Source organism: Chromobacterium vaccinii, assembly GCF_001855275.1.
Taxonomy (GTDB): domain Bacteria; phylum Pseudomonadota; class Gammaproteobacteria; order Burkholderiales; family Chromobacteriaceae; genus Chromobacterium; species Chromobacterium vaccinii.
In genome coordinates this window covers 993269-1014561 of record NZ_CP017707.1, presented here as the reverse complement: position 1 = coordinate 1014561, position 21293 = coordinate 993269, and the positions used below count along the sequence as shown (strand labels likewise).

Below are 21293 nucleotides of genomic sequence, written 5' to 3'. Positions count from 1 at the left end.
GATGAAGAGAACGCTAGCAATCAACCGCCGCCAGTTTCTGGCCAGCGCCACGGCCGGAGGCGCGAGCCTGGCCATGGGGCAAGGGCAGGCCTGGGCGGCAAAGGGAAGGACAGGAAAAATGACGCAAAACAAGCATGAGCAAACCGGATTCTGGCCGGGAGACACCCGGTTGGTGATTTCCATCTCCATGCAGTTCGAGGCCGGCGCGCAGCCGGAGCGCGGTGCCGGCGGGCCGTTTCCGCCGCTGGATCCGAAGTATCCGGATCTGCCGATGCAGACCTGGTACGACTATGGCGTGAAGGAGGGCATCCCGCGCATGCTGGACCTGTGGGACCGCACCGGCGTCAAGATCACCTCGCACATGGTGGGCCAGGCGGTGGACCGCAATCCGCGGCTGGCGCGCGAGATCGTCGAGCGCGGCCATGAAGCGGCCGGCCACGGCCAGACCTGGGAGCCGCAGTATTCGATGACGCCGGAGCAGGAGCGGGCTGGCTACCAGGCCAGCATCGCCAGCATCGAGCGCGCCACCGGCACGCGGCCGATCGGCTTCAACGCCTTCTGGCTGCGCGGCACGCCCAACACGCTGGGCATCCTGCAAGAGCTGGGCTTCGTCTACCACATCGACGATATCAGCCGCGACGAGCCGTTCACGGTGCCGGTGAACGGCAAGCCGTTCATGGTGGTGCCGTACACGCTGCGCAACAATGATATCGTCCGTTACGACTCGCCGGCATTGACCGCGGATGCCTATCTGGCTGACCTGAAGGCCGAGTTCGACCTGCTGTACCAGGAGGCCGGCCATCGCCGCAGGATGATGTCGATCAGCACCCACGACCGCATCTCCGGCACGCCGGCGCGGGTGAGGGCGCTGGAGACCTTCATCCGCTACGCGCAGGGCCATCCCGGCGTGCGCTTCATGCGCAAGGACGAGATCGCGCGCTTCGCGCTCACTGCGCCCGGTGTGCCGACGTCTTGACCAAGTGGGTTTTCTTCTTGGCGCCGTTCTTCGCGACGGCAGTCTTGGGGCCGGCGGCTTTCCGCGCGGCCTTTTTCGCGCGCGGCTTGGCCGGAGCCGCCTGGGCGATCGCCGCCTTGCCGCGGGCGGCCTTGCCTTTGGCCAACGTGGGTTTGGGCATTGGCGCGGCAACCGGCTTGTAGCCGCTCAGTTCGGCCACCAGCTTGTTCACGCCGTTGCTCAGATGCTGGTAGTGGGTGCCGCCGCTGCGGGTGAGGCCCACCCATACCGCGACGTCGTTGCGCGGCGCTAGCGCCGCGTAGCCCAGGAAGCCGCCGCCGCCCGCCGTTTTCTGGATGATTTCCGGCGAGTTGGGGCTGGGCTCCATCCGTATCCACGCCAGGCCCAGCTGGTCCGCCTGGCCGGCCACGTCCATGCCGCGCAGGCTGCTCAGGTCGGCGCGCTGCAAATGCATGCGCAGCGTCTGGTCGCGCAACTGGCGGCGGGCCTCGTTCTGCGGGTGGAGCAGCTCCTGCAGCCAGCGCTGCATGTCGCGGGGAGTGGAATAAATCCCGCCGCTGCCTATCGCCGCCGTGGTGTCCACGCAGGGGCTGGCGCCGTAGCCTTCCATCAGCCGCGCGCACTGGGCGGGACTGGGGCTGAAGGTGGTGTCCTTCATGCCCAGCGGGACAGTGATTTTTTCCCGGAACAGGACCGGATAGGGCTTGCCGGAGGCGCGGGACAGCGCGTCGGCCAGCAGGTCGAAGCCGAGGTTGGAATACTGGGCGCGCTGTCCGGGCGCAAGCTTGTTCTTGGTGCCGGACAGCCAGCTCCAGCGTTGCTGGACATTGGGCCAGACGAAAACCGGCGTGTCCTTGGGCTTTTCGCCCGGCATTTCGCGCGGCACGCCGCTGGTGTGGGTGGCGAGGTTGAGCAGGGTGATCGATTGTCCCGCCGACGGCAGCGCCACGCCGGCCGGCGCGTATTTCTGCAGCGGGTCGTCCAGCTTCACTTTTCTGTCCAGGGTCAGCGCGCTCAACACTTCGCCGGTCATGGCCTTGCTGATGCTGGCGATGCGGAGCAGCGAATCGGCGTCCGGCGTCTGCCGGCTGCCGGACCGGGTCTCGCCGTAGAAGCGCATCTGGGTTTGATTCTTGTCGATGACCACCATGGTCATGCCGATGGCCCTGCTGTTCTTGAAAATCTGCTGGCCGTAACGGTCTATCGGTGATTCGGCCGGTTGCGCGGCGGCCTGGGCCAGGGTGGAAAGCAGGGGCAGGCCGAGGCTTAGCAGAGGGAAAATTCTCATTGTTGTTCCGTGTTGCTGTTGGGCGCGGACGGCGCCGATGAATCTTTGCGCTGCATTGTATTGCCGGTTTGGCCCGAACGGTACGGAAAGATTGCTAATACCTGCTAACCGGAGGTTGCAGAGCGATTTTTCGGCGTCAAAAACGCAAGATCGCCAAAGACTGCGCCGCGAGATACAAACCCAGGCCGAACGCCGCGTGCGCGGACAGGCTGCGAAGCCTGGCGGCCTTGGGGTTGGGCGTGTTGCGGGCTGCGATGCCGGCCCCCATTCCCGGTTGCAGAATCAGGAAGGGCGCGGCCACGCTTAGCAGGCCGAAAGCCAGCGCCGGGAGCAGCGTGGGCCGGGCAAGCCAAGCCGGACCGCACAGCGCCAGCAGCAAGTAGGCGAACAGCATGCCGATCAAATAGTGCGCAGCCCAGCCCAGCGCTTTTTCGCCGGGGATGGGGGCGGAGCGGCCGATGCCGTCATGGCGGAAATGGCCGCGCGGCAGGTGGCCCAGCCAGCGGCCGACCATCGCGTAATCCAGCGATGGAATGCCGAAGGCGCGTTTCAGCAACAGCGCCCACGCATCCATGATCAGGGTCGCCCCTATGCCCAGCGCCACCGCGTAGGGCAGCAGCGATTGCCATGCCTTGTCCATTGGGAATGCCTTTCTTGTCTCGATTCGCAGGTGAGTCTAAGTTTTGATAAACTATCATTCAATTTATTGGTTGAATGATGATGCGATGGAGGCGGAGATGTCAATGGGCTTGGATGTGTCGAGGCATGGCGCGCTGGATGAATTCGCCGAGCTGGCGCGTACGCTGGGCAGCCCGCATCGCTTGCTGCTGCTTGAGCTGGCGGCGCAGGGGGAGTGGAGCGTGGAAGCTTTGGCCGAGCAGGCGGGCTTGAGCGTGGCCAACGCCTCGCAGCATCTGCAGCAACTCAAGCGCGCCGGCTTCGTGCTGTCGCGCCGGGATGGCAAGCATGTGCGCTATCGGCTGGGCGAGGGGCCGGTGATCCCATTGCTGGCGGCGCTGCGTCAATGCGTGGAGCACCGGCGGGGGGAATTGGGACGGCTGGCCGCAGGCCTGGCCGGCGGCGCGGAGGGCATGTCACGCGAGGCCTTGTTGGCGCGATTGCGCGATGGCGACGTGTTGCTGCTGGATGTGCGCCCGCGAGAAGAGTATCTCCAGGGGCATCTGCCCGGCGCCATGAGCTTGCCGCTGGAGCAGCTGGAGCGCCGGTTGGCCGAGCTTCCGCCGGCGCTGGAGATCGTTGCCTACTGCCGCGGGCCGTATTGCGCGCTGTCGGCGCAGGCAGTGGCGATGCTGCGGGCTGCTGGGCGGCCGGCGCGACGGCTGATGGACGGTTATCCGGACTGGAAGGCCGCGGGCTTGGCCGTGGAGCGCGATTAGGCTCGCTCGGCGGCCCTGGGGCCGGATGGGATTGCTATGGCTCGCAACCCATCAGCCTTGGGGCCGCGTTCGGCGATATCGGCTAGATTGCGCGTCCCGAGATTGCACCCCAGCACGCTGGCCTGACATTCACGAGCGCTTGCGGCGCGACGGCCTCATGCCCGTAACTTGGCCTTATCGTGAGAATTCCGCCAACAGGAAGTCGACCAGTCGCCGTATCCGCGCCGGCTGCAGGCGATGGCCGGGGTAGAGCAGATGCAGCGGCGCGGGCTCGGTGAAGTAGTCGTCCAGCACTGTCGCCAGCCGGCCGGCGGCGAGATCGGCGGCGATGTCCAGCTGCGACTTATAGGCGAAGCCGAGGCCCTGCACCGCCCAGCGGCGCAGCACCTCGCCGTCGTTGCTCTGGCGCGCGCGTTCCAGGCGCAGCGTTCTGGCCTCCCCCATGTCTCGATAGCGCCATTCGTTCATCGGCCCGTGGCCGGTCATCAGCGTCAGGGTGGGAAGCGCGGCCAGATCTTGCGGGTGGCTGGGCATGCCCAGCCTTTCCAGCAGCGCCGGCGCGGCGCAGACCACGCGCCGGCTCGCGGCCAGCTGCCGCGCCACCAGGCTGCTGTCCGCGGGCTGGCCATAGCGGATGGCGAGGTCGATGTCGTCGCCGATCAGGTCGGCCGGCGTGTCGCTGAGCGACAGCGAGAAATGCACGGCGGGGTGTTCGGCGCCGAAGCGGTCCAGGCAGCCCAGCAACTGGTTGCGGCCCAGGTCGGACGGCGCGGACAGGCGGATCACGCCGCTCAGCTCCCGCTGTTCCTGCTGCAGCCGGTGCTCGCCTTCCTCCAGCAGCTCCAGCGCCTGCCGGCAGTACGTTAGATAGGTTTCGCCGGCTTCGGTCAGCCGCAGCCGGCGGGTGGTGCGCTGGAACAGGCGGGCGCCCAGCGCGGCTTCCATGCGCTGGATGCAGGCGCTGGCGGCCGCGGGGGACAGGCCGTGCTTGCGGCCGGCGGCGGAGAAACTGCCAAGCAGGGAGGCGTCCTGAAACAGGCGCAGGTCGGCCAGGCGGTCGAACGGCATCGATCTTTCCTTGCAAAAACGAAACAGGCCATGCCGCGGGGCATGGCCTGTCGACGGGTGTCGCCGCAGTTTACAGCGTTTCGGTGTTGGCCAGCAGCCAGTCGCGCGCCGCGCCGTCCACCAGCGGCAGCAGCCGCGCGCGCACTTCGGCGTGGTAGCCGTTCAGCCAGGCGATCTCCGGCCGGGTCAGCAGCGAGTGGTCGATGCAGCGGCGGTCGATCGGGCACAGCGTCAGCGTCTCGAACTTCAGGAAGTCGCCGAACTGGTTTTGCTCCGACGCCACGTTCAGCACCAGGTTTTCGATGCGCACGCCCCATTGGCCGGCGCGGTACACGCCCGGTTCGATCGAGGTGATCATGCCCTCCTGCATCGCCATGTGCGGTTCCGGCACTGCGCGCGAGATGCTCTGCGGGCCCTCGTGCACGTTGAGGAAATAGCCTACGCCGTGGCCGGTGCCGTGGCCGAAGTCGATGTCGTGCTGCCACAGCGGCGCGCGCGCCAGCGCGTCCAGCATCGGCGACAGCGTGCCGCGCGGGAAGTGGGCCATCGACAGCGCCAGCGTGCCTTTCAGCACCAGGGTGAAGTCGCGCTTCTGCTCGGCGGAAGGGCTGCCGACAGCCAGCACGCGGGTGATGTCGGTGGTGCCGCCCAGGTATTGGCCGCCGGAGTCGATCAGCAGCAGGCCATCGCCCTTGATCTCGCTGTGCGCTTCCGGGGTGGCGTGATAATGCGGCAGCGCGCCGTTGGCGTTGAAGCCGGCGATGGTGCCGAAGCTGGGCGAGACGAAGCCCGGGCGGCGCGCGCGGGCGGCGGTGATTTCTTCGTCTATGGTCAGCTCGGTGATGCGGGCCTGGTTGACGTTGGCTTCGAACCAGGCGAAGAACTCGGCCAGCGCCGCGCCGTCCTGCTCCATCGCGCGGCGCACGTGCTCGGCTTCGGCCGCGCTCTTGCGCGATTTCATCAGCGTGCTGGGGTTGATCGCCTCGATCACCTTGACGCCGTCCGCCACCGCCTGGCGCAGGCCCAGCGTGACGCGGCGCGGGTCGATCAGCAGCGCGCCGTCGGGCAACGCGGACAGAGCGGGCTTGGCTTCGGCGTAATCGCTCACCCGGACGCCATCGGCTGCCAACTGGGCGGCGAGGGCGGCGTCTATCTTGCCCGGCGCGACGAACAGCGTGGCCGAACCGGCCTCGACCAGCGCGTGGGCGATGAATACCGGGTTGTAGCTGACGTCGGCGCCGCGCAGATTGAACAGCCAGGCGATGTCGTCCAGCGTGGAGATGAAGTGGCGCTCGGCGCCGGCCGCGCGCATCGCTTCGCGCACGCGGGCCAGTTTGGCGGCGCGGCTTTCCGGCGCGTAGGCGCCGTCATGCTGGTAGACGGCGGCGGCGGGCAGCGCCGGGCGGCCGGGGTAGATCGCGTCGATCAGGTCGATGTCGGTGCGCAGGGCGACGCCGCGCGGCTCCAGCGCGGCTTGCAGCGCCTTGGCCGCGGCTAGGCCCAGCACATCGCCGTCCACCGCCAGCGTCTGGCCAGGCTTCAGCGTGTCCGCCAGCCATTGCAGGTGCAAGCTGCTGGCGGCGGTGTCGATTTTCATCAACTCAACGCCGGTGCCGGCCAGTTCCTGCTCGGCCTGGACCCAGTAGCGGCCGTCGGCCCAGACGCCGGCGAAGTCGGCGCTGACGATCAGCGTGCCCATCGATCCGGTGAAGCCGGACAGCCATTGGCGCGCCTGCCAGCGCTTGGGCAGGTATTCGGAAATATGCGGGTCGGACGAGGGCACCAGACAGGCGTCGACGCCGGCGTTCTTCATCGCGGCGCGCAGCGAGGCGATGCGTTGCGGAATGGTGTCCAATTGCGGGGTTGCTACAGTGTTCATGCCGGCTCCGGGAGGGGGGTTGCATGCATTCTGTAAGCAAAGGAATCGCCGCGCAAGTGGATGAGCGCGGCTCATGGCTGGCATGCTCATCCGCCGGCGCGGCGGCTATGGAGCCGAGCGTGGCTCAGCGGTGCTTGACGCGGCGGTGGCCAGGGCGGCCTGCTACGTTGCAAAGCTGGACGAGCGTGGACAGAAAATGCTTCATCATGGATTCCTTTGTCGTTTTGTCGCCGTCCTTGGCTCAGTGCGAGCTTTGTTTGGCGTGAATTTGAATGATAATGGCATTTATTGATTTGGCAAGATATTTGATGCAAGGCAAGATGTTGCGCGCATTTTTGTTGCGTTTCTAACATCCCTGGCGATTCTTACTATACTGAGGCCGGTGTCGGTCATGCCGACGCTCGACTAAATCAGGAGCGAATCATGAGCAAATCCAGACACACCAGCAAAGAGTCGAAGAAACAGCCGTTGATGACGCCAAAGGAGAAACGGGCCGCCAAGCATCAGAAGAAGCATGCGCCGGAAGCCCCCGTCATCGTTCCTCACTAGCCGGCCGCGCTTGAGCTGCGCCATCGCCGAACCCGACCGCCCGGCATGGGCGGATATTTCCGGCCGCTTGGCCGGACAAGAGGACAAGCCTCCCGAGCATGGCGCTGCGGGAGGTTTTTCATTGGGCCTTCAGTCTTGCGCCAGCCCGATCTTTAGGGCCGCGTAATCGTAGCTGGTGATTTCGTAGCCGTTGCCGTCCGGATCGAGGAAATACATCGACCAAGAAAGCTCGTGGTCCACGGCTTCCGGCTGCGTGCCCAGCTCTCTCCGCAGATGGGCGCGCCATTGTAGGAAGCCGTCGGCATCCACGCCCAGCGCGATCACAGCCCCAGGAACGACTTCGGGCCGTTCGAACAGCGCCAGCTTGAGCGTGCCGGCCGCATTGGCGACGGTCAACGGGCCGCGGCCGGGGCTCCAGGATTCCAGCTCGGGCACGCGGATGAGGCCAAACACGCGGCGGTACCAGGCTTCGGCGGCGGCGCGGTCGCGCGCGTAGACGTGGATGTGGTCTATGCCATGGATGTCGGGTGTCATGTCTGTTGCTCCTTTTTGAGCGCGGCGGCGATCTTGTCGGCCCAAGCCTGGCGGCACCAGTTGGCGCTGCTGGCGTCGGCGAAGGCCTTGAACTGCGCGGCGGGCCCGCCCATGAAGGTGGGACTGCCGAAGATGATGGCGCTGGCGTCCTGCAGCTCGTCGGCGAAGGCCTGGATCGGGTAGCGGCCGTGCTGGATATGTTGCGGCAGTATGCGCAGCAGGCGGGCGTGGCCATATTCGGCCGCGCCTTTCTGGATGGCTTCGGCCAGCCGGTGGGTGCTGTCGCCGCTGGAATAATAGACGATCTGGATATGGCTCATGTCGTTCGCGTAATGAATGATTGCCATGCTAGTATCAAAGTTAAAGTTAACTTTAAGTCAATGCGAATATGGAAGATAGCGCCATCACCATCGGCCGATTGGCCAAGCGCACCGGCGTGGCGGCCAGCGCCTTGCGGTTTTACGAGGCGAGAGGGCTGATCCACAGCGTGGGCGAGGCGGGCAAGACCCGGCGCTATCGCCGCGATGCGATACGTCGGGTGTCGTTCATCCGCGTAGCTCAGGCGATGGGCATGAGCCTGCAGGACATCGGCGCGGCGCTGGCCGAGCTGCCGTCGCAGCGCACGCCGACGGCCGACGACTGGGCCAAGATCTCGCAGGCCTGGCGCCCGTTGCTGCAGGCGCGGATAGACGCGCTATGCCGGCTGCGGGACCAGCTGGACAGCTGCATAGGCTGCGGCTGCCTGTCTCTGGAGCGCTGCAAGCTGTACAACCCGGACGACGAGGCGGGGGAGAAGGGAAGCGGGCCGCGCTTTTTGCTGGATAAGAAAGCGTGAGCCGCGCCGCCGCGTCGGCTGGGGCTACAGCGCTTTGCGCAGGAAAATCCGGCTGGTTCCAGGCGGATCGCAGGGGATTTCCCCGAAAACCTGCCAGCCGTGTTTTTGGTAAAAGCCCGGAGCCTGGAAACTGATGGTGTACAGCACGGCATGGCGGCAGCCGCGCCGGCGTCCTTCATCCTCGAAGGCCGTCAGTATTTGGCTGCCCACGCCGCGGCCGCGCAGCGACTCGGGCAAATGGAACAGGTCCAGAAACAGCAGACCGAGCGAGCTGCGGCCGTAGGCGCCGCCGAAAACCTCTCCACTGAAGGGGTCGCGCGCCAGCACCGCCAGCGTCTGGCGGTCGGCATAGCCGGCGATGTCGTCGTTATAGCGGTTCAGCCCGTTCTCGATGATGTCGGCCTCGTTGGGCGGAATATGGTTCTGGATGACGATTTCAGGCGTGCTCATGGTTTGGATTATGGTTATGATTTTGACATTTTAGATTGGCGCGCTGCCGCGCAGCAATCAGCAAGGGAGTTTTGCATTGGATTGGGATGCTTTCCGTTGTTTCGGCCGGGGGCCGGAAAGCGGCAATCTGGCGCTAGTGTGTCATGGCCCGGAAGCCGAGCGCTTGAGCGCCGCCCAACGGCAGGAGATAGCGCGCGGCCTGCATGCGCCGGCTTGCGTGTTCATCGATCCGGGCGTGGAGCCGGACGAGGCCGCGGCCTTGGATTATTACTATCCCCATGCACGCAGCGCGCTGTGTCTGCATGCCTCGCTGGCCGCCGCCGCGTGGCTGCGGCGGCGCGATGGCAAGCTGCCCGCCGCGGTGCGCACCGCCAATGGCCAGCGCTTGCTGCTTGATGAAGAGGGCGATGCCATCCTGTTTCGCCTGCGGGAGCAAGCCGTGGCGGCCGATGCCCCATCGACGGCATGGCTGGCGGAGGCGCTGGGGTGTCCGCCCACGTCCATGGTTTCAGCTCCGGCGCTGGTTTCGGCCGGCAGCGCCAAGCTGCTGGTTGAGTTGGACAATGCCGAAAGCTTGCGGCGGTTGACGCCTGACCTGGCCCGCATCGTTGCCTGGGGCAGGGAGGCCGGCGTCAATGGCTGCTATGCCTATGCCCGACTGGATGGCGCCGTGTATCAAGGCCGCAATTTCAATCACCTTGATCCTGCGCTGGAGGACGCCGCCACCGGCGTGGCCGCCGCGGCGCTGAGTTTGCATTTGCGTCGGGCGCTGGTGTTGAGGCAGGGCGATTGGCATGGCAATCCTTGCGAACTAAGGGCGCGGTTCGGCGGCGAGTGGGTGGAGGTGGGCGGCCGCTGCCGCGCGCTTGAGGGCTGGGCCGCATGATTTCGACAGTATTTTTCGATTTCGACGGGGTGTTGACTACCGATAAATACGGTTCCGACACCACCAACCGTTATCTGGGTAACGCGACCGGATTGGGATTCGAGCGCGTGGATCGAGTGATGGAGTGCTACAACGGCGAGCTGCTGCTTGGACGGCTCAGCCATCGCGACATCTGGCCCAATCTATGCCGCGAGCTGGAGGCGGATATCGATTTCGCTTTGCTGGATGAGGCCTTCCGCAGCACGCCAATGAATGAGGGCGTGCTGGCGTTGGCGTGGCGGCTGCGAGGTAGTTTCCGATTGGGCATCATTACCGACAACAAACAGGACAGGATGGACTGTTTGCGCGCTTTGCACGGACTGGATGGGTTGTTCGATCCCATCGTGGTATCCGCGGCGATCGGCGCGGACAAGTCGGATGGGGAAATCTTTCGGCACGCATTGGCATTGTGCGGTTTGCGGGCAGAGCAGTGCCTGTTCATCGACAACAGCCGTCGCAATTTGGAAACCGCGGGCCGGATGGGCATGGCGACAATCTTCCACGACGATGAGATCAATGATGTAGAGCGCTTGAGTCTGGCGTTGCGGCAGAGTTTGGACGCAGCTTTTACGGCTTGAGGCGTACTGGCGTTGGTTAAGGGTGGTGAATTTCCTGATTGCATATTTGCATCTTAAGATATATCGTAAGATGCAAATGCGCCGTTCGCGCGCAGAGCAGCGGGCAGCATCCGCAAGGGAGAATAAGCATGCAACAGGCGGTAACAGTGACGGGCTATCACGCCCATGTGTATTTCGACGAAAACAGAAAGGCGCGCGCCAGTTGGCTCAGGGAGGCGGTGCAGCAGCGTTTCGATGTCAGCGTGGGGCGGTGGCGCGACCAGGCGTACGGGCCGCATCCCTGCGGGGCGTACCAGCTGGCGTTCGACGCCGCGCAGTTCGGCGAACTGGTGCCGTGGCTGATGTTGAACCGGGGCGAACTGGATATTCTGGTGCATCCGCTCAGCGGCGACGATGTCGAGGACCACAGCGATTTCGCGATGTGGCTGGGACAGCCGCTGGACTTGGACATCGCCTATCTGCGCGAACGAGGGCAGCGCAGAGAGGGAGGCGGAAACTGAGGGAATAAAAAAACCGCCGGCGAAGATCCGGCGGTTTTGATTTGACGGCGGGAGGCGCTTACGGGCGCTCAACCGCCAGCGCCACGCCCATGCCGCCGCCGATGCACAGCGTGGCCAGGCCCTTCTTGGCGCCGCGGCGCTGCATTTCGTGCAGCAGCGTCACCAGCACCCGGCAGCCGGACGCGCCGATCGGGTGGCCCAGCGCGATCGCGCCGCCGTTGACGTTGACCTTGTCCGAGCCCCAGCCCAGCTCCTTGGCCACGCCCAGCGCCTGGGCGGCGAAGGCCTCGTTGGCTTCCACCAGATCCAGGTCTTCCACTTTCCATGCGGCTTTGGAGAGCGCCTTGCGGGTGGCGGACACCGGGCCGATGCCCATGATTTCCGGTTCGCAGCCGGTCAGCGCGTAGCCCCTGATGATGGCCAGTGGTTTCAGGCCCAGCTGATCGGCCTTCTGGGTGGACATCAGCAGCACGGCGGCGGCGCCGTCGTTGATGCCGGAGGCGTTGCCGGCGGTGACGGTGCCATCCTTCTTGAAGGCCGCGCGCAGCTTGGCCAAACCTTCCGCGCTGGCGTCATGCTTGATGAACTCGTCGGCGTCGAAGGCCAGCGGGTCGCCCTTGCGCTGCGGCACCAGCACCGGGACGATCTCGTCCTTGAACTTGCCGGTTTTCTGGGCGGCGGCGGCGCGCTGCTGCGATTGCAGCGAGAAGGCGTCCTGCTCTTCGCGGCCGATGCCGTATTTGGCGGCCACGTTCTCGGCGGTGATGCCCATGTGGTAGGCGTTGTAGGCGTCGGTCAGGCCGTCGTTGACCATGGTGTCCACCAGTTGGGCGTTGCCCATGCGGAAGCCGTCGCGCGAGCCCGGCAGAATGTGCGGGGACAGCGACATGCTTTCCTGGCCGCCGGCGATGACGATGTCGGCATCGCCGGCCAGGATGGCCTGGGCCGCCAGATGCACGGCGCGCAGGCCGGAGCCGCACACCACGTTCAGCGTGGTGGCGGGGGTGGTGACCGGCAGGCCGGCCTTGATCAGCGCCTGGCGGGCCGGGTTCTGGCCGCTGCCGGCGGTGAGCACTTGGCCCAGGATCACTTCGCTGACGTCTTCCGGCTTGACGCCGGTTTTTTCCAGCAGCGCCTTGATCACGGTGGCGCCCAGCTCCGGCGCCGGGATTTTGGCCAATCCGCCGCCGAAGCTGCCGATTGCGGTGCGTTGCGCGGCTACGATCGCTACTTCCATGTCTTTCTCCTTTTGCTTGCGGCCCGCGCGAACGCGGGCCATGCGGCCCTGGAGGGCGTTTGAATAGGGTTATTGCAGACTGGCGGCGACGGCGGGCATGGCCTTGGCCAGCACGTATTCGCCCGGAGCCGGCAGCAGCGGCGGAAGCTCCTTGCTGCCCAGGCTCTTGGGCGCGGCCACTTGCTTGCCGGATTGCGGCGCCAGCCAGGCGTCCCAGTCCTTCCACCAGCTGCCGGGGCGGCTCTCGGCGCCTTCCAGCCATTCTTCGGCGTGCAGCGGCAGCTTGTCGTTGGCCCAGTAGTTGCGCTTGTCCTTCGTCACCGGGTTGATCGAGCCTGCGATGTGGCCGGACGCGCCGAGCACGAAGCGGCGGCTGGGCGCGCCGCCCAGGTATTTCAGGCCGGAGAAGGCGGAGTTCCACAGCACGATATGGTCGTCGCGCGCGGCGAACATATAGACCGGCACGTCGATCTTGGAGATGTCGATCGGCACGCCGCACAGCGTGATCGCGCCCGGGCTCACCAGCGCGTTGTTCATGTAGAACTGGCGCAGCAGGAAGGTGTGCATCGGCAGCGGCAGGTCCACTGCGTCGTTGTTCCAGAACAAGAGGTCGAACGGCGCCGGGGTCTTGCCCAGCAGATAGTTGTTGACCACGTAGTTCCATACCAGATCGTTGGCGCGCAGGCTGGCGAAGGTGCGGCCGATCTCCTTGCCGCTGATGATGCCGCCGGCGGCCATTTTGGCTTCGCGGGCGGCGATCACGTTTTCGTCGATGAAGAAGGAGATCTCGCCCGGCTCGGCGTGGTCGATCAGCGAGGTCATGAAGGTGGCGGAGTCGAAGTATTTCAGCCCCTTGGCCTGGGCCACGCACAGCGCGGTGGTGAGGATGACCCCGCCCACACAGAAGCCGAGCACGTTCATCGTCGGCTGTTTGGTGATCTTCTGCACCGCCTCCGCCGCCTCGAACACGCCTTTCTCGATATAGGTTTCCCAGGTGAAGTGCCGCATCTCGGACACGGCCGAGCGCCAGCTGATCAGGAACACGCGGTAACCCTGGGCGACGAAGTGGCGCACCATCGAGTTGTCCGGCTGCAGGTCCATCAGGTAGTACTTGTTGATGCACGGCGGGATGAACAGCAACGGTTTTTCGTACACCTTGTCGGTGGTGGGGGTGTACTGGATCAGTTCGATCAGCTCGTTGCGGAACACCACCTGGCCGGGCGTGATCACCAGGTTCTTGCCGATCTCGAACTTGCTCTCATCCGACATCGAGATGTGGCCCTTCTGGATGTCGTCCAGCATGTTCTTCATGCCTTCGACCAGGCTTTCGCCCTTGGTCTCGAGTGCGCGTTTGACCACGTCCGGGTTGGTCAGCATGAAGTTGCTGGGCGACATCGCGTCCAGATACTGGCGGGTGGCGAAGGCCAGCTTGTCCTTGGCGTCCTCGTCGAGCTGGGTCTTGTCCACCAGCTCCATCATCCATTTGGAGGTTTGCAGATAGCTCTGTTTGAGGAAGTTGTAGAACGGGTGCTCGTTCCACTCCGGCGACGCGAAGCGGCGGTCGGCGGGCTTGGCGCCCGGCTCGGCCGGAGCTTGCTGGCCGGCAGTCTGGCCGAGGAACTGCGACCACAGGTTGATCTGCTGCTGGTATAGCGAGGACTGCAGGGCGAACAGCTGATTGGTCTGGCTCATCAGCTGGGACCAGGCGCCGGAGAACGGATGGGTTTCGGCGTCGGGGGCGCAGGCCGGCGACAGTGAATTGACGAACTGCTGCATCCATTGCTGGTTGGCCTCGGAGAGGCTGGTGAAGAAACCTTCCAGCGCGGCGGTACTATTCTGGGACAAGATGAATCTCCTGAAACGTGCAAATCGTTGTCGAAGCCTGTCTGAATGTCTGGACTGCATGGTCAAGCGGATGTCCCTGCGACTTTAACAGGGTTGCATGACATTTTCACGCCGTCTGGCGGCGAAATCCGCCATAAGGCGGGCATGGGCCGCAGTTTGTTGCTGCAATGCACAAACCGTTATAAAACACAAGGCGTTTCGTGGTATGGGTTTGACATCGCTTGTGGGATAATCGACTTCGAAATTCAGGGGGAATTGCAATGACGAGTGTAAAACTTGGCTTACATGCCATCCGCGTCGGCAATATTTTCTGCATCGGCCGCAATTACGCCGCGCACGCTGCCGAGCTGGGCAACAAGGTGGAAGACGAGCCGCTGGTGTTTTTGAAGCCGACCTCGGCGTTGCTGGACGAGTCCTCGCCCATTCGCCTGCCGGCCTATTCCGATGATGTCCATCACGAGTGCGAGTTGGTGGCGCTGATAGGCAAGGGCGGGAGCGATATTCCGCCGGACGCGGCGCTGAGCCATGTGGCGGGCTACGGCATCGGCCTGGATCTGACCGCGCGCGACGCGCAGGCGGAAGCCAAGCGCAAAGGCCATCCGTGGACCAAGGCCAAGGGTTTCCGCGGCGCGGCCTGCGTGTCCACGCTGGTGCCGGCCGCCCGGGTGGCGGATCCGCAGCAGTTGAAGTTCGAATTGCGGGTCAATGGCCAGCTGCGCCAGAGCGGCGACGCCGGCCTGATGCTGTTCACGCTGGCCGAGCAGATCAGTTATCTGTCCAGGCTTTACGGCCTGTCCGACGGCGACCTGATCTTCACCGGCACGCCGGAAGGCGTGGCGCGCATCGTGTCCGGAGATCAATTGGACCTCAGCCTGCACGGGCAGGTGTCGGCGCATTGGAAGGTGGAATGATGGCAAGGCAGGAAGAGCGGGACGACGACAAGATTCGTCTCGACAAGTGGTTGTGGGCGGCGCGTTTCTTCAAGACGCGCCAGCTGGCGCATGAGGCGCTGGAGCTGGGCCGGGTGCTGGTCAACGGCGACCGGGTCAAGGCCTCGCGCGTGGTGAAGGAGGGCGACAGGCTGCTCTTGCGCCTGAATCAGCTGGAGTACAACGTGGAGGTGCTGCAGCTCTCCACCCAGCGCCGCCCGGCCAAGGAGGCGGTGCTGATGTACCGCGAGGACGAGGCGTCGATCGCCGCCCGCGAGGAGCGGTCGCTGTTGCTGAAGGCCGAGCACGCCAGCTTCCCGCATGGCGACGGCCGGCCCACCAAGAAGGCCCGCCGCGAGATATCCCGCTTCAAATCGTCGTTTTAGCCGCCATCGGGGCGTCGGTCCGGCCCGGCGCCGGATGGAGCCCGGCATCGAACCTTCAGAAAGATGACAATGCAGTCGTTGTGGCCGTTCGCTTCGTTCTATTTCACCTACTTCACCTTCCAGGGCATGTTCAGTCCGTTCTGGGGCCTGTATCTGCAGTCTCTGTCGTTCAGCGCCTGGCAGATATCGGTGCTGATGGCGCTGTCGACGCTGGCGCGGATCGTCGCGCCGGGCTTCTGGGGCTGGCTGGCAGACCGAAGCGGCCGTCGGCGCAACATCATCGTCACTACCTCCGTTCTGTCGGCCGCCAGTTTCTGCCTGGTGGGGCTGCACGACGGCTTCTGGTGGATCTTCGTCAGCCTGGCGGTATCGCATTTCTTCTGGGCCGCCGCGCTGCCCTTGGTCGAGGCCAGCACCGCCTACCTGACGCGCGACAATCCCGGCCGCTACAGCCGGGTGCGGGTATGGGGGTCGATAGGCTTCGTCTGCCTGGCGATGAGCGGCGGCTACCTGCTGGACTGGCTGGGCATCGCGGCGACGCCGTGGATTGTCTCCGCGCTGCTGGCCGGCGTGGCGCTGGCCGCGTTCAAGGTGCCGGAGGTGGTGCCGCAGGGCAAGCCCAAGCCGGCGGGGCCGATCTGGGACACGTTGAAGAAACCGGCGGTGATGGCGCTGTTCGCCTGCTGTTTCCTGCAGGCCTTCGCCCATGGGCCTTACTACACCTTCTATTCGCTGGGCCTGAAGGCCTTCGGCTACGACAAGGCGGCAGTCGGCGTGCTGTGGGCGCTGGGGGTGGTGTTCGAGGTGGGCGTTTTCATGCTGATGCCGCGCATCATGCGCCGCTTCGGGCTGGAGGCCTTGATGCTGGCGTCGCTATCGGCGGCGGTGCTGCGTTTCGGCCTGATCGCCACCTGCCTGGCCTCGCCGGGGGTGGCCGCCTTCGCCCAGGCCTTGCACGCGCTGACCTACGCCTTGCACCACGCGTCGGCCATCGGCCTGATCAACCGCATGTTCGCCGAGCAGCACCACGGCCGCGCGCAAGGCTTGTACATCGTCGCGTCCTTCGGCGTCGGCGGCAGCGGCGGCGGCTTGATAGGCGGGCTGGTGTGGCCGCATGGCGGCGTGATGCCGACCTTCGCGATGTCGGCCGTGGCGGCCTTGATCGGCGTGTTGGTCTGTCTGCGCTGGCTGCGGCCGGCCGGCAAGCTCAGAGCAGCATCACCAGTTTGAATTCCGGCGCGTTGGCCGGCCGCAGCGTGATTTGCTGTTTTTGCAGGCGGCCGAGGCGGGGGTGGTTGAAACCGCGTTTGCCGCCTTCGCGCTCCAGCACGTCCTGTTGCTGCCACAGCCGGTCGAACTCCGGGCTTTCGCGGCGCAGTTTCTCCAGCATGCCGGCAGTTTCGGCGTTGTCCAGTTGCTGGCCCAGGTCGGCGCGCAGCTCGGCGACGACGCGCCGGGCCCGTTCCGGCCAGTTGTCGATGAGGCCGCGGGATTCCGGCATCAGAAAAATGAAGTCCAGCTGATTGCGGCTGGCGTCGGGTTTGCCCAGCCAGTCGCAGAATAACTCCTCCGCCGCCGCATTCCAGGCCACTGCCCGCCAGCGGCGGTCCAGCACATAGGCCGGCATGTCGATGCGCGGCAACATCTTCTCCAGTATCTCCCGCGCTTGCGGATTGGCGTCGGCGCGCTTTTCCTGCGGATTCTTCAGGCCGGCCAGATCGAACAGGTAGTCGGTTTCCGCGCCAGACAGCTGCAGCGCGGCGGCGAGGCGGCCCAGCGTATGCGCGGACACCGATTCGCTGCGGCCCTGCTCCAGCCAGGTGAGCCAGGTGGCGCTGATGCCGGCCAGTTGCGCCACCTCCTCGCGGCGCAAGCCCTTGGCGCGGCGGCGCAAGCCGGCGGGCAGGCCGGCCTGCTGAGGCGTCAGTCGTTCGCGGTGGGCGCGCAGGAAGGCGCCCAATGGCGTGGCGGCGGTATCCATGGTCTTATCCTGTTGGTTTTTATACCAGTATAACTGCTTATCTTGTAACAGGATCAAAGCTGTTCGAATATGCAGTCAACGATGACCCGAGGAACCGCAACATGACCGCGCAAACCTTGTACGACAAACTCTGGAACAGCCATGTGGTGCGCGAGGAGGCCGATGGCACCGCGCTCTTGTACATCGACCGCCACCTGGTGCACGAAGTGACCAGCCCGCAGGCCTTCGAAGGCCTGAAGCTGGCCGGGCGCAAACTGTGGCGCGTCGACTCCGTGGTGTCCACCGCCGACCACAACACGCCCACCGACCATTGGGATGAAGGCATCAAGGACCCGATCTCGCGCCAGCAGGTGGAAACGCTGGATGCCAATATCAAGGCTTTCGGCGCGTTGGCTTATTTCCCGTTCAAGGACAAGGGCCAGGGCATCGTCCACGTGATGGGCCCGGAGCAGGGCGCCACGTTGCCGGGCATGACCGTGGTGTGCGGCGACAGCCACACCTCCACCCACGGCGCTTTCGGCGCGCTGGCGCACGGCATCGGCACCTCCGAGGTGGAGCACGTGATGGCCACCCAGTGCCTGACGGCCAAGAAATCGAAAAACATGCTGGTTAGAGTGGACGGGCAGCTGGGCGCCGGCGTCACCGCCAAGGATGTGGCGCTGGCGATCATCGGCAAGATCGGCACCGCCGGCGGCACCGGCTACGCCATCGAGTTCGGCGGCGAGGCGATCCGCGGCCTGAGCATGGAAGGCCGCATGACGCTGTGCAATATGGCGATCGAAGGCGGCGCCCGTTCCGGCCTGGTGGCGGTGGACGACAAGACCATCGATTACGTCAAGGGCCGTCCGTTCGCGCCCAAGGCCGGGCAGTGGGAGCAGGCCGTCGCCTACTGGCGCACGCTGCATTCCGATGACGGCGCGCATTTCGACGAAGTGATCGTGCTGCAGGCCGCCGACATCCAGCCGCAGGTCACCTGGGGCACCTCGCCGGAGATGGTGACGGCGGTGGGCGGCAAGGTGCCGAACCCCGCCAATGAAAGCGATCCGGTGAAGAAGGCTGGCATCGAGCGCGCGTTGGCCTATATGGGGCTGGAGGCGGATACGCCGATAGCCCAGATTCCGGTGGATGTGGTGTTCATCGGCTCCTGTACCAACAGCCGCATCGAAGACCTGCGCGAGGCCGCCGCGGTGGCCAAGGGCCGCAGCAAGGCCGGCAGCGTCAAGCAGGTGCTGGTGGTGCCGGGCTCTGGCCTGGTCAAGGCCCAGGCCGAGGCCGAGGGGCTGGACAAGATCTTCGTCGCCGCCGGTTTCCAGTGGCGCGAGCCGGGCTGTTCGATGTGCCTGGCGATGAACGCCGACCGGCTGTTGCCGGGCGAGCGCTGCGCCTCCACCTCCAACCGCAACTTCGAAGGCCGCCAGGGCCAGGGGGGGCGCACTCATTTGGTGAGTCCGGCGATGGCGGCGGCGGCGGCGGTGGCCGGCCATTTTGTCGACGTGCGCGGCCTGGCCGCCAACTAAGCGCAGTCGGAAGCCCGTTCGGGGGCCGGGGTCTGACGAAAACGCCGGGATTGCTTAGAATGTCCCTTTGTCAGATCGGCAGCCCGCTGCCACCCGAATGGAGCGCATCACATGAAAAAAGAGATGGTTTGTCTGAGCCTGGCCCTGCTGCTGGGCGGCTGCAATACCGTGCAAGGCATCAAAACCGACGCCAAGGAAGGCGGGCAGGCGGTGGGACACGGATTGCAGAAGGCTGGACAGGCGATCGGCAATGCGGTGGAAAAAGGCGGAGAAGCGATCAAGCATACCGCCGAGTAACCCCGCGCCATCCTGAACAGGGAGCGCAATATGAAAGCATTCACCACTTTGCAGGGCCTGGTCTGTCCGCTGGACAGGGCCAACGTCGATACCGACGCCATCATTCCCAAGCAGTTCCTGAAGTCGATCAAGCGGTCCGGCTTCGGTCCCAATCTGTTCGACGAATGGCGCTACCTGGATCATGGCGAGCCAGGCATGGATAACAGCCAGCGTCAGCTGAACCCGGGCTTCGTGCTGAACCAGCCGCGCTACCAGGGCGCGCAGATCCTGCTGGCGCGAGAGAACTTCGGCTGCGGCTCCAGCCGCGAGCACGCGCCGTGGGCGTTGGACGACCAGGGCTTCCGCGTGGTGATCGCGCCCAGCTTCGCCGACATCTTCTTCAACAACTGCTACAAGAACGGCCTGCTGCCCATCGTGCTGGCGGCGGACATCGTGGATCTGTTGTTCCGCGAGTGCGAGGCGGCGCCGGGCTACAGCCTGAAGGTGGACCTGGCGGCGCAGACGGTGTTCGCCCCGTCAGGACAGGCCTTCCTGTTCGACATCACCGAACATCGCAAGCACTGCCTGCTGGGCGGCCTGGACGAAATCGGTCTGACCTTGCAGCATGCGGACGAGATCAAGGCTTTCGAGGCGCAACGCCGCGCGGCGCAGCCTTGGCTGTTTTCCTGACGGACGCACAAAGGTTCGCTTGCCTGCCTGCGGTATGAGTACGGGCAAGAATCCACGCGAAGGGGCGCCTGGCGAGGGCGCCGTTCAACCCAACATCAGTTACTGGAAGAGAGCGCCCCATGTCCAATCGCCTTGCCGCATGCAGCTGCGGCCAGCTTACCGCCCAAGTCTCAGGCGACCCGGTACGCGTCTCCATCTGCCACTGTCTGGCCTGTCAGCGCCGCACCGGCAGCGTCTTTGGCCAGCAGGCCCGCTTCTACCGCAAGGACGTCGCCATTGCCGGTGATTCCACCGTTTACGTCCGCGTGGGCGACGAAGGCTCCCGCGTCAAATTCCACTTCTGTCCGACTTGCGGCGCCACCGTGTACTACGAACCGGAAGGGCTGGAAGCGTTTGTGGCGATACCGGTGGGGGCGTTTGCCGACCCAAGCTTTCCGGCTCCGAGCGTGTCGGTTTATGAGGAGAGGAAGCATGGATGGGTGGTGGTGCCGGAGGGCGCGGAGCATTTTGCGTAAGGCAAACACGGGTTAGTTCATTGTCGAGGGAGTCCGCATGGGGCAGCGTTATCAGGAGTTGCAGGACTCGCACCGCGAGTTCATCGCTGGACAAAAGCTGTTTTTCGTCGCTACCGCCATGGCGGATGGTCATGTCAACCTGTCGCCCAAGGGCATGGACTCGCTGCGGGTGCTGGGGCCGAACCTGATGGCTTGGCTGAACGTCACCGGCAGCGGCAATGAAACCGCCTGCCATGTCGAGCATAGCCCGCGCATGACCGTGATGTTCTGCGCGTTTGAGGGCAAACCGCTGATCCTGCGCCTGTATGGCCAGGCGCGCGCGGTTCATCCCGGCGATGCCGATTGGGACAGCTGTTATGGCCTGTTCCATCCCTTGCCGGGGGCGCGCCAGATATTCTTGCTGGACGTGGAGCTGGTGCAGGCTTCCTGCGGCATGTCGGTGCCTTGCTATCAGTACTTGGGCGAGCGGGAGCAGTTGAACGATTGGGCTCGCGCCAAGGGAGAGACGGGCATCCGCGACTACTGGCGAAACCGGAACAGCGTGAGTCTGGATGGTTTGTCGACCGGCATCGTCGAGAAAAGCGGCATAGTCCCGCTGGACAAGGCGGAGCAGGCATGAAAACAGGGGTGAGATCGCCATGAGCCAGCGCGGCTGGATGGCCTGGCTGCATCGTCGCCCGCTGGCGGCCTTCCTGTTGCTGGGCCTGAGCTTTCTGCTGTTCGGCGCCGCCACCGTCAACCTGGCTCTGCTGCTGCAGCTGAATCTCAAGCTGTGGCTGGATGTGGGCTGGCAAGCGGCGATGGACGGCGCGCTGCGCCAGCTGGGAGAACTGCTGTTGTCCGGCTATGCCGCGATGGCGGCCTATATCGTATTCAAATGTTGCGAACGGGCGCTGGTTGAGAGGCTGACCCGGCGCGACGACGACAAGCGGCAATAA

General features: G+C 65.0%; 28 protein-coding genes. 18 read left to right on the top strand and 10 right to left on the bottom strand.

Annotated elements, in window-relative coordinates; translation table 11 throughout:
- Position 1: 1 nt before the first annotated feature.
- Positions 2-976, top strand: a complete 975-nt coding sequence (locus tag BKX93_RS04505) for a polysaccharide deacetylase family protein (protein ID WP_070978889.1) — start codon at positions 2-4, stop codon at positions 974-976.
- Here BKX93_RS04505 and ampH read toward each other — a convergent pair.
- Both ampH and BKX93_RS04495 read right to left on the bottom strand, forming a co-directional pair.
- Complete coding sequence (gene ampH / locus BKX93_RS04500) at positions 948-2264, bottom strand: D-alanyl-D-alanine-carboxypeptidase/endopeptidase AmpH (protein WP_046157618.1); 1317 nt, start codon at positions 2262-2264, stop codon at positions 948-950. The two genes, BKX93_RS04505 and ampH, sit on opposite strands and share 29 nt — an antisense overlap.
- 136 nt (positions 2265-2400) lie before the next feature.
- Positions 2401-2904 (bottom strand): DUF2938 domain-containing protein, encoded by a 504-nt coding sequence (locus BKX93_RS04495; RefSeq protein WP_070978887.1) that lies wholly within the window; start codon positions 2902-2904, stop codon positions 2401-2403.
- Positions 2905-3001: 97 nt separating this feature from the next.
- Here BKX93_RS04495 and BKX93_RS04490 point away from each other — a divergent pair, with 97 nt between their 5' ends.
- The gene (locus BKX93_RS04490) at positions 3002-3661 is read left to right on the top strand and encodes an ArsR/SmtB family transcription factor (RefSeq protein ID WP_046168099.1); all 660 of its coding nucleotides are present in this window, start codon (positions 3002-3004) and stop codon (positions 3659-3661) included.
- 174 nt (positions 3662-3835) lie between these two features.
- Here BKX93_RS04490 and BKX93_RS04485 read toward each other — a convergent pair whose 3' ends face one another.
- Positions 3836-4729: a LysR family transcriptional regulator gene (locus BKX93_RS04485; protein WP_070978885.1), complete on the bottom strand. Its 894-nt coding sequence runs from the start codon at positions 4727-4729 to the stop codon at positions 3836-3838.
- A 70-nt stretch (positions 4730-4799) separates the two neighbouring features.
- A complete protein-coding gene (locus BKX93_RS04480) occupies positions 4800-6584 on the bottom strand; it encodes an aminopeptidase P family protein (RefSeq protein WP_200896627.1) in 1785 nt (594 codons plus the stop codon).
- Between the two features lie 97 nt (positions 6585-6681).
- Here BKX93_RS04480 and BKX93_RS04475 point away from each other — a divergent pair, with 97 nt between their 5' ends.
- Both BKX93_RS04475 and BKX93_RS25880 read left to right on the top strand, forming a co-directional pair.
- A complete protein-coding gene (locus BKX93_RS04475) occupies positions 6682-6900 on the top strand; it encodes a hypothetical protein (RefSeq protein ID WP_046168088.1) in 219 nt (72 codons plus the stop codon).
- Between the two features lie 131 nt (positions 6901-7031).
- Positions 7032-7157 carry a hypothetical protein gene (locus BKX93_RS25880; RefSeq protein WP_021475974.1) on the top strand — a complete coding sequence of 42 codons (126 nt, stop codon included), beginning with the start codon at positions 7032-7034 and terminating at the stop codon, positions 7155-7157.
- A gap of 129 nt (positions 7158-7286) precedes the next feature.
- Here the strand turns inward: BKX93_RS25880 and BKX93_RS04470 are convergent, their stop codons facing one another.
- Both BKX93_RS04470 and BKX93_RS04465 read right to left on the bottom strand, forming a co-directional pair.
- Positions 7287-7691: a VOC family protein gene (locus BKX93_RS04470; RefSeq protein ID WP_052729302.1), complete on the bottom strand. Its 405-nt coding sequence runs from the start codon at positions 7689-7691 to the stop codon at positions 7287-7289.
- Positions 7688-8038: a flavodoxin family protein gene (locus BKX93_RS04465; RefSeq protein WP_244887240.1), complete on the bottom strand. Its 351-nt coding sequence runs from the start codon at positions 8036-8038 to the stop codon at positions 7688-7690. The genes BKX93_RS04470 and BKX93_RS04465 overlap by 4 nt, the downstream gene beginning before the upstream one ends.
- Positions 8039-8079: 41 nt before the next feature.
- On the opposite strand from BKX93_RS04465, the gene soxR reads away from it, so the two are divergent.
- Positions 8080-8526, top strand: coding sequence for a redox-sensitive transcriptional activator SoxR (gene soxR / locus BKX93_RS04460; RefSeq protein WP_021475977.1), 447 nt, complete (start codon positions 8080-8082; stop codon positions 8524-8526).
- A 24-nt stretch (positions 8527-8550) separates the two neighbouring features.
- Here soxR and BKX93_RS04455 read toward each other — a convergent pair whose 3' ends face one another.
- Complete coding sequence (locus tag BKX93_RS04455) at positions 8551-8976, bottom strand: GNAT family N-acetyltransferase (RefSeq protein ID WP_046168089.1); 426 nt, start codon at positions 8974-8976, stop codon at positions 8551-8553.
- A gap of 76 nt (positions 8977-9052) precedes the next feature.
- On the opposite strand from BKX93_RS04455, the gene BKX93_RS04450 reads away from it, so the two are divergent.
- From BKX93_RS04450 to BKX93_RS04440, 3 genes are all read left to right on the top strand, one after another.
- Positions 9053-9862 (top strand): PhzF family phenazine biosynthesis protein, encoded by an 810-nt coding sequence (locus tag BKX93_RS04450; RefSeq protein WP_046168090.1) that lies wholly within the window; start codon positions 9053-9055, stop codon positions 9860-9862.
- Complete coding sequence (locus tag BKX93_RS04445) at positions 9859-10479, top strand: HAD-IA family hydrolase (RefSeq protein ID WP_046168091.1); 621 nt, start codon at positions 9859-9861, stop codon at positions 10477-10479. The genes BKX93_RS04450 and BKX93_RS04445 overlap by 4 nt, the downstream gene beginning before the upstream one ends.
- A gap of 128 nt (positions 10480-10607) precedes the next feature.
- Positions 10608-10979, top strand: coding sequence for a DOPA 4,5-dioxygenase family protein (locus BKX93_RS04440; RefSeq protein ID WP_046168092.1), 372 nt, complete (start codon positions 10608-10610; stop codon positions 10977-10979).
- Between the two features lie 58 nt (positions 10980-11037).
- Here the strand turns inward: BKX93_RS04440 and BKX93_RS04435 are convergent, their stop codons facing one another.
- Both BKX93_RS04435 and BKX93_RS04430 read right to left on the bottom strand, forming a co-directional pair.
- Positions 11038-12216, bottom strand: coding sequence for an acetyl-CoA C-acetyltransferase (locus tag BKX93_RS04435; RefSeq protein ID WP_070981699.1), 1179 nt, complete (start codon positions 12214-12216; stop codon positions 11038-11040).
- A 69-nt stretch (positions 12217-12285) separates the two neighbouring features.
- Positions 12286-13992: a PHA/PHB synthase family protein gene (locus BKX93_RS04430; protein ID WP_222103313.1), complete on the bottom strand. Its 1707-nt coding sequence runs from the start codon at positions 13990-13992 to the stop codon at positions 12286-12288.
- A gap of 114 nt (positions 13993-14106) precedes the next feature.
- On the opposite strand from BKX93_RS04430, the gene BKX93_RS24505 reads away from it, so the two are divergent.
- The 4 genes from BKX93_RS24505 to BKX93_RS04415 all read left to right on the top strand — a co-directional run bounded on the left by BKX93_RS24505 (position 14107) and on the right by BKX93_RS04415 (position 16606).
- Positions 14107-14325: a hypothetical protein gene (locus tag BKX93_RS24505; protein WP_144408933.1), complete on the top strand. Its 219-nt coding sequence runs from the start codon at positions 14107-14109 to the stop codon at positions 14323-14325.
- On the top strand, positions 14322-14972 hold the full coding sequence (locus tag BKX93_RS04425; RefSeq protein WP_046168862.1) for a fumarylacetoacetate hydrolase family protein: 651 nt from the start codon (positions 14322-14324) through the stop codon (positions 14970-14972). Before BKX93_RS24505 ends, BKX93_RS04425 begins: the two co-directional genes overlap by 4 nt.
- On the top strand, positions 14972-15376 hold the full coding sequence (locus BKX93_RS04420; protein ID WP_046168864.1) for an RNA-binding S4 domain-containing protein: 405 nt from the start codon (positions 14972-14974) through the stop codon (positions 15374-15376). The genes BKX93_RS04425 and BKX93_RS04420 overlap by 1 nt, the downstream gene beginning before the upstream one ends.
- A gap of 69 nt (positions 15377-15445) precedes the next feature.
- Positions 15446-16606 (top strand): MFS transporter, encoded by a 1161-nt coding sequence (locus BKX93_RS04415; protein ID WP_052729303.1) that lies wholly within the window; start codon positions 15446-15448, stop codon positions 16604-16606.
- Here BKX93_RS04415 and BKX93_RS04410 read toward each other — a convergent pair.
- The gene (locus BKX93_RS04410; RefSeq protein ID WP_070978881.1) at positions 16584-17357 is read right to left on the bottom strand and encodes a helix-turn-helix transcriptional regulator; all 774 of its coding nucleotides are present in this window, start codon (positions 17355-17357) and stop codon (positions 16584-16586) included. The genes BKX93_RS04415 and BKX93_RS04410 overlap by 23 nt on opposite strands.
- A gap of 101 nt (positions 17358-17458) precedes the next feature.
- Between BKX93_RS04410 and leuC the strand changes: the two genes are divergently transcribed.
- From leuC to BKX93_RS04380, 6 genes are all read left to right on the top strand, one after another.
- Positions 17459-18874 (top strand): 3-isopropylmalate dehydratase large subunit, encoded by a 1416-nt coding sequence (leuC, locus tag BKX93_RS04405; protein ID WP_070978880.1) that lies wholly within the window; start codon positions 17459-17461, stop codon positions 18872-18874.
- A 111-nt stretch (positions 18875-18985) separates the two neighbouring features.
- The gene (locus BKX93_RS04400) at positions 18986-19171 is read left to right on the top strand and encodes an entericidin EcnAB (RefSeq protein ID WP_046157632.1); all 186 of its coding nucleotides are present in this window, start codon (positions 18986-18988) and stop codon (positions 19169-19171) included.
- Positions 19172-19201: 30 nt separating this feature from the next.
- Positions 19202-19840, top strand: coding sequence for a 3-isopropylmalate dehydratase small subunit (leuD, locus tag BKX93_RS04395; protein WP_070978878.1), 639 nt, complete (start codon positions 19202-19204; stop codon positions 19838-19840).
- Between the two features lie 119 nt (positions 19841-19959).
- A complete protein-coding gene (locus BKX93_RS04390; protein ID WP_070978876.1) occupies positions 19960-20355 on the top strand; it encodes a GFA family protein in 396 nt (131 codons plus the stop codon).
- Positions 20356-20392: 37 nt separating this feature from the next.
- On the top strand, positions 20393-20974 hold the full coding sequence (locus BKX93_RS04385) for a pyridoxamine 5'-phosphate oxidase family protein (RefSeq protein WP_070978874.1): 582 nt from the start codon (positions 20393-20395) through the stop codon (positions 20972-20974).
- Positions 20975-20993: 19 nt separating this feature from the next.
- Positions 20994-21293, top strand: coding sequence for a hypothetical protein (locus BKX93_RS04380; protein WP_070978872.1), 300 nt, complete (start codon positions 20994-20996; stop codon positions 21291-21293).

What these genes read in the sequence shown, in the direction of transcription:
- BKX93_RS04505 (WP_070978889.1), top strand. Translation starts at nt 2, where the DNA reads ATGAAGAGAACGCTAGCAATCAACCGCCGCCAGTTTCTGGCCAGCGCC.
- ampH (WP_046157618.1), bottom strand. Translation starts at nt 2,264, where the DNA reads ATGAGAATTTTCCCTCTGCTAAGCCTCGGCCTGCCCCTGCTTTCCACC.
- BKX93_RS04495 (WP_070978887.1), bottom strand. Translation starts at nt 2,904, where the DNA reads ATGGACAAGGCATGGCAATCGCTGCTGCCCTACGCGGTGGCGCTGGGC.
- BKX93_RS04490 (WP_046168099.1), top strand. Translation starts at nt 3,002, where the DNA reads ATGTCAATGGGCTTGGATGTGTCGAGGCATGGCGCGCTGGATGAATTC.
- BKX93_RS04485 (WP_070978885.1), bottom strand. Translation starts at nt 4,729, where the DNA reads ATGCCGTTCGACCGCCTGGCCGACCTGCGCCTGTTTCAGGACGCCTCC.
- BKX93_RS04475 (WP_046168088.1), top strand. Translation starts at nt 6,682, where the DNA reads ATGGCTGGCATGCTCATCCGCCGGCGCGGCGGCTATGGAGCCGAGCGT.
- BKX93_RS25880 (WP_021475974.1), top strand. Translation starts at nt 7,032, where the DNA reads ATGAGCAAATCCAGACACACCAGCAAAGAGTCGAAGAAACAGCCGTTG.
- BKX93_RS04470 (WP_052729302.1), bottom strand. Translation starts at nt 7,691, where the DNA reads ATGACACCCGACATCCATGGCATAGACCACATCCACGTCTACGCGCGC.
- BKX93_RS04465 (WP_244887240.1), bottom strand. Translation starts at nt 8,038, where the DNA reads ATGGCAATCATTCATTACGCGAACGACATGAGCCATATCCAGATCGTC.
- soxR (WP_021475977.1), top strand. Translation starts at nt 8,080, where the DNA reads ATGGAAGATAGCGCCATCACCATCGGCCGATTGGCCAAGCGCACCGGC.
- BKX93_RS04455 (WP_046168089.1), bottom strand. Translation starts at nt 8,976, where the DNA reads ATGAGCACGCCTGAAATCGTCATCCAGAACCATATTCCGCCCAACGAG.
- BKX93_RS04445 (WP_046168091.1), top strand. Translation starts at nt 9,859, where the DNA reads ATGATTTCGACAGTATTTTTCGATTTCGACGGGGTGTTGACTACCGAT.
- BKX93_RS04440 (WP_046168092.1), top strand. Translation starts at nt 10,608, where the DNA reads ATGCAACAGGCGGTAACAGTGACGGGCTATCACGCCCATGTGTATTTC.
- BKX93_RS04435 (WP_070981699.1), bottom strand. Translation starts at nt 12,216, where the DNA reads ATGGAAGTAGCGATCGTAGCCGCGCAACGCACCGCAATCGGCAGCTTC.
- BKX93_RS04430 (WP_222103313.1), bottom strand. Translation starts at nt 13,992, where the DNA reads ATGCAGCAGTTCGTCAATTCACTGTCGCCGGCCTGCGCCCCCGACGCC.
- BKX93_RS24505 (WP_144408933.1), top strand. Translation starts at nt 14,107, where the DNA reads ATGTCTGGACTGCATGGTCAAGCGGATGTCCCTGCGACTTTAACAGGG.
- BKX93_RS04425 (WP_046168862.1), top strand. Translation starts at nt 14,322, where the DNA reads ATGACGAGTGTAAAACTTGGCTTACATGCCATCCGCGTCGGCAATATT.
- BKX93_RS04420 (WP_046168864.1), top strand. Translation starts at nt 14,972, where the DNA reads ATGGCAAGGCAGGAAGAGCGGGACGACGACAAGATTCGTCTCGACAAG.
- BKX93_RS04415 (WP_052729303.1), top strand. Translation starts at nt 15,446, where the DNA reads ATGCAGTCGTTGTGGCCGTTCGCTTCGTTCTATTTCACCTACTTCACC.
- BKX93_RS04410 (WP_070978881.1), bottom strand. Translation starts at nt 17,357, where the DNA reads ATGGATACCGCCGCCACGCCATTGGGCGCCTTCCTGCGCGCCCACCGC.
- leuC (WP_070978880.1), top strand. Translation starts at nt 17,459, where the DNA reads ATGACCGCGCAAACCTTGTACGACAAACTCTGGAACAGCCATGTGGTG.
- BKX93_RS04400 (WP_046157632.1), top strand. Translation starts at nt 18,986, where the DNA reads ATGAAAAAAGAGATGGTTTGTCTGAGCCTGGCCCTGCTGCTGGGCGGC.
- leuD (WP_070978878.1), top strand. Translation starts at nt 19,202, where the DNA reads ATGAAAGCATTCACCACTTTGCAGGGCCTGGTCTGTCCGCTGGACAGG.
- BKX93_RS04390 (WP_070978876.1), top strand. Translation starts at nt 19,960, where the DNA reads ATGTCCAATCGCCTTGCCGCATGCAGCTGCGGCCAGCTTACCGCCCAA.
- BKX93_RS04385 (WP_070978874.1), top strand. Translation starts at nt 20,393, where the DNA reads ATGGGGCAGCGTTATCAGGAGTTGCAGGACTCGCACCGCGAGTTCATC.
- BKX93_RS04380 (WP_070978872.1), top strand. Translation starts at nt 20,994, where the DNA reads ATGAGCCAGCGCGGCTGGATGGCCTGGCTGCATCGTCGCCCGCTGGCG.